Origin of the sequence: Nesterenkonia halotolerans (genome assembly GCF_014874065.1) — a bacterium.
Classification (GTDB): Bacteria; Actinomycetota; Actinomycetes; order Actinomycetales; family Micrococcaceae; genus Nesterenkonia; species Nesterenkonia halotolerans.
This window is the reverse complement of sequence record NZ_JADBEE010000001.1, coordinates 1,174,045-1,186,825: the sequence shown is the minus strand read 5'-3', so window position 1 is coordinate 1,186,825 and position 12,781 is coordinate 1,174,045. Positions and strand designations below refer to the sequence as shown.

Genomic DNA, 12,781 nt, shown 5'->3' with positions numbered 1-12,781 from the left:
CGGCAGCTCAGCAGTGAGGCGCCGAAGTCCGGTGAACCAAGTCTCAGGAAGGCAGGGGCTCAGGAGGTCGGCGGGCGCAGACCGGGGTGTCGCTGGTAGATCGACTCGTCCCCGTTCTGGTCCTGACCGGCATTCTGATCCTGCTCAACGCCGTGGGTCTCGTCCGTGGAGCCAGCGCGCTCGGAGCTGGAGGGCTCGGCAGCGGAGGCCGGCGAATCAGCGGAGGGAGCCGAAGGTGCGGAATCCGCTGAGTCTGCCGAACCCGCTGAATCAGCGGAGTGTGCCGAGGCCACCGACTGGGCCGAGGTCGCCGAATCCACTGAGGCGGCGGAGGCCGCAGAGCTGGCAGAGGTGGGGAAGAAGTTCTTCTGCTTGGCCCGTCGCTCGGATGTCTCGTCAGCGTGGATCGGCAGATCCGTGTCCTCATCGGGATTCGTGTCATGCACCATCGGGATCGCCCCGGTGGCGTCATCTGTGGCGTCGTCCGCGGGCTGCGGACGCGGATGGAAGGCCGGCACCTTGCCGGTGGCGTCTGGGTCGTCGATGACCTCTTCATGGTCAGCGGTCGCGGTGGACGCAGCCCCGGAGGCCGGGGAATCGGTAATGACGGCGGGCTCGTCGTCGTCCTCTCCGGACTCCGCCCACTCGCCGGTATCGGCCACCGTCGCGGCAGCGCCGGCGCGGGCCACGGGCCGGGAATCCTGCACCTCGGCAGGAGCCGGTGGTTCCTCGCCCTCCATCGGAGTCAGCGCGATCGGCTGACCGCCATAGGTCTCGATGTCGACCTTGAGCTGCTCCAGCAGCCCCTTGGCCTCGGTGACCATCTCCGGGTTCTCGCTGGCGTGACCGCGAACCAGCCACTGGGCCAGCGCGAACTCCGCGGTGAGCGCGGCACGTCGCATCAGATGCTCATCGGCCTGCCCGGTGCGGTGACGGTGATACGCGGCGAGCACCTTCTCGGTGAACTCCGCGTCTCCGGCGGCGGTCAGCCAGGCGAAGTCATCGGCCGGGTCTCCGCTGTGCAGATCGGTCCAGCCGGTGACGGCGACGACGCGCTCGCCCTCGATCAGCAGCGAGTCCTCGTGCAGGTCCCCATGGGTCACCGCAGGGGAGAACCGCCACAGTTCGCGGTCCTCCATGGCGTGCTCCCAGCGGCGCAGCAACAGAGCCGGAATCTCCCCGGTGGTCGCCGCCTGGTCCAGCTCGTTGAGCCGGCGCTGGCGGTAGCGCTCCGCGGAGTAGCGGGGCAGATCGGCGTTGTCCACGACTGCGTCATCGAGGTCATGGATGGCGGCGATGGTGCGTCCGATGTCATCGATGACGGCTTCGGACGCAGACGTGAGCTCGCTGAGCTCCAGCGAGGTGCCGGGCAGGTGGTTGTACACGAAGGTGCGCATCTCCCCTCGGCGGACGGCGCCGGCCACGGAAGGGACCCGGAAGGGCAGTTCGGCGCGGATGCCGGTGGAGAATCCGCGCAGCACCTGCAGCTCGGTCTCCAGGCGCATCGCTGCCTCCTGGTGCTGAGGGGAGCGGATCCGCCAGCGGTGGCCCTCGGAGTCGATGACGACGGCGGACGTGAAGTCGCGGGCATCATCAGCCGCCACGGCCACGCCGGTGGGGGAAAGGCCCGGCACTGCCGCGGTCGCCAGGGCCGCAAGTTCCATCGAAGTCCATCGCACGAGGACCAGCGTATGGGGTCAGAGCCCTCCACCGGTGCGCAGCCACGGCGTTTTCCAGAAATCAGGAGGATTTCGCCTGCGGGCATCGCGCCCGGGGCGCGCTCAAGGTCACTCTCCACAGCGGTCTGGACGGTGCTCGTCCCAGGGCCGGGCCAGTTACGGTAGTAGGTATGCATATGCGCCGCCGCGACCCTGGTGAAACTCTGCTCACGCTTCCCCAGGACGGGGCCCGGATCGACCGCCTCGACGCCGAACGCAAGCGTCCGGAATGGCTCAGCGAGGTCTGGGCCACCCCGGGGACCCGGGTGTTGAACCTCTATGGACGGCGCGCCCAGCTCAGCGGAGACCGGCTCAAATATGAGCCCGCCACCGGTGAGCTGCCCGCCGGTGCCGTGACCCTCGGCGCGGTGGACCCGGCTGATCTACCCGGGGGCGAGGACCTTGCCGAGGGAGAGCAGAACGGCCGCGTGCACGTGGTCGTGGTCGCGCATCCGAAGCCGGAGGAGAACGGCCACGCGAACGGGACCACCGAGCCCTCCGACACCACCGGAACCAGCTGGGCCGACCTGGCCTTCGCCGGCTCCCAGCTGACCCCGGTCGACGCAGCCCTGCTCACCCAGGCGCTGGCCATCACCACCTGGCATGCCCGCAGCTCCTTCTGCGCGGCCTGCGGCACCGCCACCGAGGTGGATGCCTCCGGGTGGCGCCGCGTCTGCCCGAACTGCGGCGCGCAGACCTTCCCGCGCACCGACCCTGCGGTGATCACCGCGGTCCTGGACGCCGAGGACCGGATCCTGCTGGGCTCGGCCTTCCGCTGGGATGCCACGCGCTACTCCACCTTCGCCGGATTCGTGGAGGCCGGGGAGTCGGTGGAAGCGGCACTGGTCCGGGAGATCGAGGAGGAGGCCGGCGTCGTCGTCTCGGAAATCCAATACATGGGCTCGCAGTCCTGGCCCTTCCCGCGCTCGCTGATGCTGGGGCACTTCGCCATCACCGAGGACCCCTCGATGGCGCGGCCCGATGGTGATGAGATCCGCGAGGTCCGCTGGTTCACCCGCGAGGAGCTCGCCGCTGCTGCCGCCGCCGGCGAGGTCTCGCTGCCCACGCGTTCCTCCATCTCCCGGGCGCTGATCGAACACTGGCACGGCTCACCGATCGAGGCCGCCGCCGACGCCCAGCCCCCGCAGCCCCGCGGATCCGCCCGACCGGCTCCACGCGGACAGCAGGCCCGATGAGTCGGCCCGCATTCACCTCCACCTCGACTCCCGGCTCCGCGCTGACCGCGGCCCAGCTGGCCGCCTCCCCGCCCGAGGCGATCCTCGACGGGCTCGATGAGGAACAGCGGCTGGCCGCCTCCACGCTGAACGGTCCGCTGTGCATCCTCGCCGGCGCAGGCACCGGCAAGACCCGCGCCATCACTCACCGGATCGCCTACGGGGTCCGCGCCGGGGTCTATGACCCGCACCGGCTGCTGGCGGTGACCTTCACCGCGCGCGCCGCCGCAGAGATGCGCTCGCGGCTCTCCGCGCTGGGCGCCCCCGGGGTGCAGGCGCGCACCTTCCACGCCGCAGCGCTGCGCCAGCTGCAGTACTTCTGGCCTATGTCGATCGGCGGCACCATGCCGCAGATCCTGGACCACAAGGTCCGCCTCCTCGCCGAGGCCGCCCGCCGGCTGCACATCACCACGGACCGTGCCACCCTGCGGGACCTCGCGAGCGAGATCGAATGGGCCAAGGTGTCCACGCTGACTCCGGAGTCCTATCTGGAGGTCGCCACCGCCGAGGGCGCGGGCCGCCCCGAGCCCGGGGGAGTCGACCACCGCACCTTCGCCAAGCTCTATCAGTCCTACGAGGACGTGAAGCTGGACAAGCACCTGATCGACTTCGAGGACGTGCTGCTGCTGATCGTGGGCATCCTCGAAGATGACGAGCGGGTCGCCGCCCAGGTCCGCCAGCAGTACCGGCATTTCGTGGTGGACGAGTACCAGGACGTCTCCCCGCTGCAGCAGCGACTGCTGGACCTGTGGCTCGGCGGGCGCGACGAGATCTGCGTGGTCGGCGACGCCGCGCAGACCATCTACTCCTTCACCGGCGCCACCCCGGACTTCCTCCTCGGCTTCAAGCGCCGCCACCCCGAGGCGAACCTGGTCAAGCTGGTCCGTGACTACCGCTCCACCCCCGAGGTGGTGAAACTCGCCAACGGTCTGCTGGCAGACCGCACCCGGGAGGCGTCCCGACTCTCCGATCCCGCCCCTTGGCCGGAGCCGCTGCAGCTGATCTCCCAGCGTGAGCGCGGTCCGATGCCGAAGCTGATCCAGCACGCCGACGACGACGCGGAGGCCGCCTGGGTGGCCGCCGAGATCGCGGCGATGCAGGAGCAGGGCGTGCCGCTCTCCGAGATGGCAGTGCTCTACCGCACCAACGGGCAGTCGCAGGCCTTCGAGCAGGCGCTGGCCACCGCGGGGATCTCGTATCAGCTGCGCGGCTCGGAGCGCTTCTTCTCCCGCCGCGAGGTCCGCGAGGCGCTCGCGGCCCTGCGCACCTCCTCGCTGGTGGTCGACGCCGGGGATGCGGTGTCCAAGAGCGTGCGCGACATCCTCTCCTCGCACGGGTACTCGGAGAAGGCCCCGCAGGCCACCGGTGCGGTGCGTGAACGCTGGGAGTCCATGTCCGCGCTGGTCGCGCTGGCCGATCAGCTCTCCACCGAGCGCGAGGGCTTCACCATGCGCGGGTTCATCACCGAGCTGGAGGAACGCTCGGCCGCGCAGCACGCCCCCACGGTGGAAGGCGTCACGCTGGCCTCGCTGCACTCCGCGAAGGGCCTGGAGTGGGAGGCGGTGTTCCTCGCCGGGCTCTCCGAGGGGCTGATGCCGATCACCTTCGCCAAGACGCAGAAGGAGGTCGACGAGGAGCGTCGGCTCTTCTATGTCGGCATCACGCGTGCCCGGAAGTACCTGTTCCTCAGCTCATCCTCCTCCCGCCACACCGGGGGACGCGGCCGACGCACCCCCTCGCGCTTCCTGCGCCCGCTGCGCCGCGAGATGGGGCTGGAGGAGCCCGGCCGCAAGATCGCGCCCTCGGCGGGCGGACTGAGTCCCAATGCCGCCTCGCGGAAGAAGAAAGCCACCACCTGTTCCACCTGCGGGAAGGTGCTGACCGTGGCCACCGAGGTCAAACGGCGGCGCTGCGAGGACTGCCCCGCACGCTACGACGAGGCACTCTTCGACAAGCTGCGCGCCTGGCGGATGGAATACGCCAAGGAGCTCGAGGTCCCGGCGTTCGTGGTGTTCACCGATGCCACGCTGGAGGTCATCGCGGAGCTGAAGCCCAGCACGGACGAGGAGCTGCTGAAGGTTCCCGGCATCGGGGAGCGCAAGCTCGAGAAGCACGGCGACCGGCTGCGCGAAGTCCTTTCCGAAGGCTGAACGGTCTTCCTCCCCGCCCCTGCGTTTTACCTCCCCTTGCGAGGAATACCGGCCCGACGGTCGACCCGGTAGAACTCGTAAGGCCCGGTAAAACGCTGGGGGGTGGGTCAGGGAGAGTGGTGGTCCGCCCAGCTCACCCCGGCGAGGAAGGCGTCCGCCTCCGCGGTGCGGGGGTACTTCGCCGTCAGAGCCTTGAACCGTGGACCGTGTCCGGGTTCGATCAGATGTGCCAGCTCATGGACCAGCACCGAATCCTGCACCCACACGGGCATCTCGCGAAGCCTCCAGGAGAGCCGGATGGTGCCGGTGGTGGAGGTGGTCGAACCCCAGCGCTGATGCTGCTGGGCGGACCAGTTCACGGACTCGGGCTGCGGCACGCCGTCCAGGTATCGGGTCGAGAGCGCGCGTGCCCGCTCCAACAGATCAGCATCGCTGCGCGGCTTTCGCGCCGCGCGTTGGCTGAGCTTCTTCTGGAAGGCCCGGGCATGCTTCTCCACCTCGCGCTGACTCAGTCGCAGCGGGACGCGCAGACGCAGCGTGCCCGCGACCTGATCGGCGCTGACCGTGCGGGTGCGGCGGGCCGAGCGGATCACCAGCACCGGCTGGTCATCCACTGTGATCTGCTGCTGGAGCTGCCGCGTCGCCATAGCAGGAGCCTAGCCCGGCCCTGATCTGTGGAAAACTCCGGCAGTCACGCAGGGGCTTGGCACCATAGGTGCATGGATCCCGCTCGACTCCTCGCCAGCTGGCAGCGGCTCATCATGCTTGATGAACGCACCGTGCAGCTCGGGGACGATGAGGACGCAGTGCGCATTATCGGACCTGCTCAGCGCGTCTTGGAACAGCTGCGACCCCACCTCGACGTCACCCGCGCAGGGCAGGGCCCCGACGCAGAGGGTTCCGACGGAGAGTCCCGTGCTTCCGAGCTGCGCCTCCATGCAGGCGCGCGCCGGCAGCTCGCCGCGGTGCTCCTCGAGGGGCTTCCCGCACCAGCGAAGCTCGTGGCCGAAGAACTCACCCGGCTGAACATCGGCATGTTGCTGCTCAGCGACGAACACCTCGTCTCATCCCGCGACATCGCCGCGGGGTATCCCGCGACGTCGCTCGGTCTCACTCGCACAGCCGCGGTGCGGCGAACCTGCCTGCGGCTGCGCCCGGACGCCACCATCGCCACGCGCACGTCACCGCGCCAGGAGGAGGCGGGCGGCGACGTCGTCGACATCCATGTGCTCTTCGCGGAGAAGGGCATCGCCCCTGCCCGACTGGCAGATGCGGCGGAGCGCGCCCAGGTGCTGCTGCCGGTGGTGCACACGCGGCACGGGTGGCGGATCGGCCCGCTGCTGAGCGGGGAACCGGGTCCCTGCCCGCACTGTCTGTTGCTGCATGGCCAGGACCGGGACCCGCACTGGGAGACGTTGCAGACCGCGCTCGCCGCACCCGGCGGGACAGAACTGGGGAGTACAGAACACGGGCACGGGCCCGGCGGCGCAGGACACGATCCCGCGCACCCCACCGACCCCGCGTCGGTGGTCGCGAGCATCGTCGCCCGCGAGGTCCAGCTCGCCGTGGACGGACAGCACGCGCCGCAGACCTCGTTCGGGATCCTCTGCCTCGCCGGCCCGGCGGGGCACATCAGCGTCGAACCGGTGCACCCGCACCCCGAATGTGAGTGCCGCCTGCGGGCATCGAGAACCCCGCGACTTCATCCTGTGGCGAACTGACCGCGCTCGTACAGACAGCACGGAGGCGCGCTGGATACGCTGGAGGTTCTCAGGCCGAACCAGGATCACCACAGGGAGCGTCCGATGAGCGAGAACAACTCCGGCAACAACAACCAGGGCAACGGGGATGACCCACGTGACCCCATGGAGGAGTTCTTCAAACAGCTCTTCAACGGTCAGATGCCCGGCCAGGAACCCGACGGCGATGACGCCAAGGACAAGAACGACGCCGGGAACCGCGGCCCCAGCATCGGCTTCACCGGCACTCCCGGATCCGGCCAGGGCAACCAGTCCGGAGCTGGCGGCCAGGGTGGATTCCCCGGATTCCCACCCGGCTTCGACCCCTCCCAGATCCCCGGCATGGCGGACATGAACCCGCAGATGATGCAGCAGATCATGGGCCAGGTGCAGTCGATGTTCTCCGCCATGCAGAACCCCTCGGACGAGGACAAGGGACCGGTCAACTGGTCCATGGCCCGGCAGGCCGCCCGTCAGGCAGCCGCCGGGGACGATCCCAGCGTCTCGGCCGCCGAGCGCAAGGAGATCGACGACGCGCTGCGCCTGGCAGACATGTGGCTGGACGGAGCCACCACCTTCGAGACCGCAGGCCAGATCGGCAAGGCCTGGTCCCGCGCCCAGTGGGTCGAAGAGACCTTCGACTCCTGGAAGCGGCTGACCGAACCCGTGGCGGAATCGGTGTCCAAGGCTCTCTCCGGCGCCATCAAGGACCAGCTGGGCGAAGAAGGCTCCGGCCTGCCTCCCGAGCTTGAATCCATGATGGGCGGAGCCGGAGCGCAGCAGATCACCGGCATGGTCGAGTCCATGGGCGGCATGGCCTTCGGCATGCAGCTGGGTCAGGCCATCGGCGAACTGGCCAAGGAGGTCGTCTCCTCCTCGGACACCGGTCTTCCGCTGGCGGGCCACACCACCGCGCTGCTGCCCAAGAACGTGCGCGAGTTCGGCAAGGACCTCAGCGTGGACAGCCGTGAGGTGCTGCTCTACCTGGCGCTGCGCGAGGCTGCCCGGATGCGGCTGTTCATCCAGGCCCCCTGGCTCGAGCAGGACCTTTTCAATGCAGTGGGCCAGTACGCCGCAGGGATCCACATCGACATGGGCCGCATCGAAGAGGCCGCGAGCCAGATGGACCCGAGCAACCCCGAGGCCATGAACTCCATCCTGGGGGAGGGGCTCTTCCCCGAGGAGCGGACTCCCATGCAGGAAGCCGCACTCAAGCGGATCGAGACCACTCTCGCCCTGGTCGAGGGCTGGGTCGATGACGTGGTGACCCAGGCGGCTGAACACCTGGAGTCACTGTCCCGGCTGCGCGAGACGATGAACCGCCGTCGTGCCTCGGGCGGGCCGGCGGAAGACACCTTCGCCGCCCTGGTCGGACTGGAGCTGCGTCCGCGCCGACTGCGCGACGCCGCAGCACTCTGGGCACACCTGCGCGAGACCGAGGGCATGGCCGGGCGCGACGACGTCTGGGGTCACCCCGACGTCCAGCCCGACGAGCAGGACCTCGACGATCCGACCGGCTTCCAGCAGCGCCGTGCTGAGCGCCAGGAGGAGACCGCCAAGATCGACGAGGAGCTGCAGAAGCTGCTCGACGGCGGATATGACGGGAAGTCTCCTGAGTCCTGACACACTTTTCGTGACTGCTCAGCCCAGATGAGAAGATGAGTGACGATCATCATGACTGAGCAGCCGCCGAAATCCCCCAAGCCCCGCCTGCGGAGAAGTCTGCAAGCCGTCGCCGGCACTTCAGCGCTCATCATCGGGCTGCTCAGTCTGCTGCTGCCCAGCCCCTATCTGATCGAAACCCCCGGACCGGTGTTCAACACCATCGGAGAGATCGAGGACGAAGCGGTGATCTCCGTGACCGGAGAGCCGACCTACCCCACCGACGGTGCGCTGAACCTGACCACCGTCTACGTCAGCGGCGAGCCCACCTCCACGGTCCGGGTCCCCGAGGCAGTCCTGGGCTGGGTCAACCCCGGCACCGATATCCAGCCGCACGAGCTCATCTACCCCTCCGGCACCACCGCCGAGCAGGTGCAGGAGCAGAACAGCGCCGCGATGACCAGCTCACAGGACCTGGCCGTGGCGGCGGCGCTGCAGGAGCTCGGCATCGACTACAGCCAGCAGCTCTCCGTGGTGGACTTCACGCCCGAGGCGGACGAGGTCGGCACCGACGAGCAGCTGCAGCCCGGTGACACGGTCACCGCCGCGGCCGGAAGCGACATCACCGGGCTCGAAGGACTGCGTGACGCAGTCAACACCGCCGCAGGTCAGCCGGTAGAATTGACGGTACGTCGGGAGGGTGAGGAGCTCGAATATGAGGTCCCCACCTACCAGGAGGCCGACGGGGCCTACTACGTGGGAATCATGCTCCAGAACGAGTTCTCCTTCCCGGTGGACGTGGACATCCAGCTGGACGGCGTCGGCGGACCCAGCGCCGGACTCATGTTCACCCTCGGGCTCGTGGACTCGATGACCGAAGAGTCCATGACCGGCGGCGTGAACTGGGCTGGAACCGGGACCGTTGATCCCGACGGGACAGTGGGACCGATCGGCGGGATCGCTCAGAAGGTGGTGGGTGCTCGATCGCAGGGCATCGAGAACTTCCTGGTGCCGAGCGAGAACTGCGCGGACCTTGAGGGACGGGTCCCCGAGGGCCTGCAGACGTACTCGGTCGCAGATGTCTCCGAGGCGAGGCAGATCGTCGAGGCGGTCCGCGATGAGGACGAAGACTTTCTCGCAGGACTCACGTCCTGCGGATCACAGTAGAAGAACGCAGCAGAACCAGCAGCACAGACGTATCCAAGCACCAATATAGAGACGAGGGTTTATCCGTGAGTTTCTCTCAGGGATTCGGGTCTGCGAACCCGTTCGGCGGGGGCCTCTTCGGCTCCGGCTCGGGCGGGGACGACGGCGACAACTCCGGCGGGTCCGGTTCCGAGCGGCGTGAGCGGGGGTCAGGGCCACGGCGCCCGTCAGCACTGGTGCTGACGATCATCATCATCGCCGTGCTGATCGGTGCCTTCGTGGCGTCCTCCGGCTTCTACGCGGAGATCCTCTGGTTCAACCAGCTGGGCTACCAGGACGTCTTCTGGACTGAGCGGATCGCCCGCGGTGTCATCTTCCTGGTGGCCTTCGTGCTGATGGCCGCCCTGGTCTGGCTGAGCCTGTTCCTGGCCTTCCGCAACCGACCCATGTCGGTGCAGAGCCAGATGAACGAATCGGTCATCCGGTATCAGCGCACGCTCAACTCCATGCGCCGCCTGTTCATGATCGGTCTGCCCGCGCTGATGGGCTTCTTCGCAGGCACCGCGGCGCAGGGCAGCTGGGAGACGGTGCTGCTGTTCATCAACCAGCAGCCCTTCGGCATGACCGATCCTGAGTTCGGCATGGACTTCGGCTTCTTCATCTTCACGCTGCCCTTCCTCGGGCTGCTCAACGGCTTCCTGGTCTCTGCGGTGCTGGTGGCCGGAATCGCCGGCATCCTCACCCACTACCTCTTCGGCGGCATCCGGATCGAGCCCAGCGGCAAGTTCGTGGTCGAGACGGCCGCCCGCTGGCACATCGCCGTCACTGCCGCGATCTTCCTGCTGCTGCAGGCAGTGAACTGGTGGCTCGACCGTTACGCCACCCTGCAGAACCAGAGCGGGAACTGGGCCGGCGCGCTGTACACCGACGTCAATGCTGTGATTCCTGCCCAGGCGATCCTCGCCGCCGCCGCCGTGCTGGTGGCCCTGGTCTTCATCGTCACCGCCGTCACCGGACGCTGGCGCTTCTCCATCATCGGTTCCGCGATGCTGCTGATCACCGCGATCATCGGCGGCGGGCTCTACCCCTTCCTCGTGCAGGAGTACCAGGTCCAGCCCTCGGAGCGGACCCTGGAGATGCCCTACATCGAGCGCAACATGGAGCTCACCCGCTACGCCTACGGCCTGCAGGAGCTCGAGCAGGAGAGCTACGACGCCGACTCCTCGGCCACCGAGGGAGCCCTGGCAGAGGACGCAGGAAACACCGAGAACATCCGCCTGCTGGACCCCAACCTGGTCTCCGCTGCCTTCGGTCAGTTCCAGCAGTTCCGCCAGTACTATTCCTTCCCGGACACGCTGAGCTTCGACCGCTATGAGATCGACGGCGAGCGTCAGGACACGGTGATCGCTGCTCGTGAGCTGAACATTCCGGACGACGCCTCCTGGGTCAACCGGCACCTCGTCTACACCCATGGCTACGGACTGGTCGCGGCCAACGCCAACACCGTCACACCCGAGGGCCGGCCGAGCTTCACCCTGCAGGGCATCCCCACTCGCGGTGAGCTCGCCAGCGATGACGACTACGAGCCACGCATCTACTTCGGTGAGAACTCGCCGGAGTACTCCATCGTGGGCGCCCCGGAAGAGGAGGAGCCGCTGGAGCTTGACCGCCCCGCCGCGGCTGACTCCGAGGCCGAGACCGTCTACACCTTCGAAGGTGACGGCGGTCCCGACGTCGGCGGACTGTTCAACCGACTGGTCTATGCGATCCAGTTCCAGTCCCCAGAGATCCTGCTCTCCGGAGACATGACCGAGGAATCCCAGATCCTCTACGAGCGCCAGCCACGCGAACGCGTGCAGGAGGTTGCGCCGTTCCTCGAGGTCGACCAGAACGCCTACCCGGCCATCGTCGATGGACGGGTCAAGTGGATCGTGGAGGGTTACACCACCTCCAACGACTTCCCGTACTCCGACCAGCAGCAGCTGGAGCAGGCCACCACCGACGCGCTGACCCAGGGAGCCCCCACGCTCGCCGGACAGGTCAACTACATCCGCAACTCGGTCAAGGCCACTGTGGATGCCTACGACGGCTCCGTGGAGCTCTACGCCTGGGACACCGAGGATCCGATCCTGCGTGCCTGGCAGGAGGTCTTCCCCGAGGCGCTGCAGCCCTACGAAAACATGTCCGCCGAGTTGATGGACCACGTCCGATACCCCGAGGACATGTTCCGCGTGCAGCGTGAGCTGCTCGGTCGCTACCACGTGACCGATCCCGGCACGTTCTACGAGAACAACGACGCCTGGTCAGTTCCCTCGGATCCCACCGCGGATGACGAGTCCGCCCAGACGCAGCCTCCGTACTACATGACCCTGCAGATGCCGGGCCAGGAGGAGCCGGCGTTCTCGCTGACCGGCACGTTCATCCCGCAGATCGCCGAAGGCGCCCAGCAGCGCAACGTGCTCTACGGATTCCTCGCCGCCGCAGGTGATGCGGGAACCGGAGAAGACGGAGTCAAGGCCGAGGACTACGGCCAGCTGCGTCTGCTCGAACTGCCCCGTGACACGGTCATCCCAGGACCGGGTCAGACCCAGGCGAACTTCGACTCGAACTCGCAGATCTCCCAGGAGCTGAACCTGCTGCGCCAGGGTGCCTCCGAGGTGATCAACGGCAACATGATCACGTTGCCCGCCGGCGACGGCATCCTCTACGTTCAGCCGGTCTACGTGCAGTCCACCGGCACCGAGGCCGCCTACCCGGCGCTTCGCAAGGTGCTGGTGGCCTACGGCGAGGAGGTTGGCTTCGCCGACACCCTCGATGAGGCACTCGATCAGGTCTTCGGCGGTGACTCCGGTGCCGCAGTGGCCGATGGTGCCGGTGTTGAGGGTGAAGCCGTGGACGACGAGCTCGATGTCCCCGAGGGCGAGGCCCCGTCTGACGAGGCCCCGGCCGAGGAAGAGCCCGCCGACGAGGCCGAGCCCACGGAAGAGGCGGAAGCTCCTGCCGCTCCCACGGGACCGGCCCAGGAACGGCTGAACGACGCACTGGATCGCGCAGGCCAGGCGATCCAGGACTCCGACGCCGCACTCTCCGATGGAGACTTCGCCGCCTACGGCGAGGCCCAGGAGCAGCTGCAGCAGGCCATCGACGATGCCCTGCAGGCCGAGGCTGACCTCGAGGAGTAGACACCTCCT

At 68.1% G+C, this 12,781-nt stretch carries 8 protein-coding genes; 6 read left to right on the top strand and 2 right to left on the bottom strand.

Features of this window, described 5'->3' with window-relative positions:
- Nucleotides 1-59: 59 nt before the first annotated feature.
- Nucleotides 60-1,679 (bottom strand): phosphotransferase, encoded by a 1,620-nt coding sequence (locus H4W26_RS05405; RefSeq protein ID WP_192591088.1) that lies wholly within the window; start codon nucleotides 1,677-1,679, stop codon nucleotides 60-62.
- Nucleotides 1,680-1,849: 170 nt separating this feature from the next.
- On the opposite strand from H4W26_RS05405, the gene nudC reads away from it, so the two are divergent.
- Together nudC and H4W26_RS05395 are read left to right on the top strand one after the other, a co-directional pair.
- Nucleotides 1,850-2,914, top strand: a complete 1,065-nt coding sequence (gene nudC / locus H4W26_RS05400; protein ID WP_192591087.1) for an NAD(+) diphosphatase — start codon at nucleotides 1,850-1,852, stop codon at nucleotides 2,912-2,914.
- Entirely contained in the window at nucleotides 2,911-5,103 is a 2,193-nt protein-coding gene (locus H4W26_RS05395; RefSeq protein WP_192591086.1) for an ATP-dependent DNA helicase UvrD2, read from the top strand. The genes nudC and H4W26_RS05395 overlap by 4 nt, the downstream gene beginning before the upstream one ends.
- 107 nt (nucleotides 5,104-5,210) lie before the next feature.
- On the opposite strand, the gene H4W26_RS05390 is transcribed toward H4W26_RS05395, so the two are convergent.
- Complete coding sequence (locus H4W26_RS05390) at nucleotides 5,211-5,750, bottom strand: M48 metallopeptidase family protein (RefSeq protein WP_192591085.1); 540 nt, start codon at nucleotides 5,748-5,750, stop codon at nucleotides 5,211-5,213.
- Between the two features lie 72 nt (nucleotides 5,751-5,822).
- Between H4W26_RS05390 and H4W26_RS05385 the strand changes: the two genes are divergently transcribed.
- From H4W26_RS05385 to H4W26_RS05370, 4 genes are all read left to right on the top strand, one after another.
- Nucleotides 5,823-6,824, top strand: a complete 1,002-nt coding sequence (locus H4W26_RS05385) for a hypothetical protein (protein WP_192591084.1) — start codon at nucleotides 5,823-5,825, stop codon at nucleotides 6,822-6,824.
- 84 nt (nucleotides 6,825-6,908) lie between these two features.
- Nucleotides 6,909-8,465 carry a zinc-dependent metalloprotease gene (locus H4W26_RS05380; protein WP_192591083.1) on the top strand — a complete coding sequence of 519 codons (1,557 nt, stop codon included), beginning with the start codon at nucleotides 6,909-6,911 and terminating at the stop codon, nucleotides 8,463-8,465.
- 51 nt (nucleotides 8,466-8,516) lie between these two features.
- Nucleotides 8,517-9,611, top strand: a complete 1,095-nt coding sequence (locus tag H4W26_RS05375) for a YlbL family protein (RefSeq protein WP_192591082.1) — start codon at nucleotides 8,517-8,519, stop codon at nucleotides 9,609-9,611.
- 65 nt (nucleotides 9,612-9,676) lie between these two features.
- Complete coding sequence (locus H4W26_RS05370) at nucleotides 9,677-12,772, top strand: UPF0182 family membrane protein (RefSeq protein ID WP_192591081.1); 3,096 nt, start codon at nucleotides 9,677-9,679, stop codon at nucleotides 12,770-12,772.
- Nucleotides 12,773-12,781 lie beyond the last annotated feature (9 nt).

Excerpts from the sequence above, each read along its gene's own strand:
- nudC (WP_192591087.1), top strand. The coding sequence starts at position 1,850 with ATGCATATGCGCCGCCGCGACCCTGGTGAAACTCTGCTCACGCTTCCC.
- H4W26_RS05395 (WP_192591086.1), top strand. The coding sequence starts at position 2,911 with ATGAGTCGGCCCGCATTCACCTCCACCTCGACTCCCGGCTCCGCGCTG.
- H4W26_RS05390 (WP_192591085.1), bottom strand. The coding sequence starts at position 5,750 with ATGGCGACGCGGCAGCTCCAGCAGCAGATCACAGTGGATGACCAGCCG.
- H4W26_RS05385 (WP_192591084.1), top strand. The coding sequence starts at position 5,823 with ATGGATCCCGCTCGACTCCTCGCCAGCTGGCAGCGGCTCATCATGCTT.
- H4W26_RS05380 (WP_192591083.1), top strand. The coding sequence starts at position 6,909 with ATGAGCGAGAACAACTCCGGCAACAACAACCAGGGCAACGGGGATGAC.
- H4W26_RS05375 (WP_192591082.1), top strand. The coding sequence starts at position 8,517 with ATGACTGAGCAGCCGCCGAAATCCCCCAAGCCCCGCCTGCGGAGAAGT.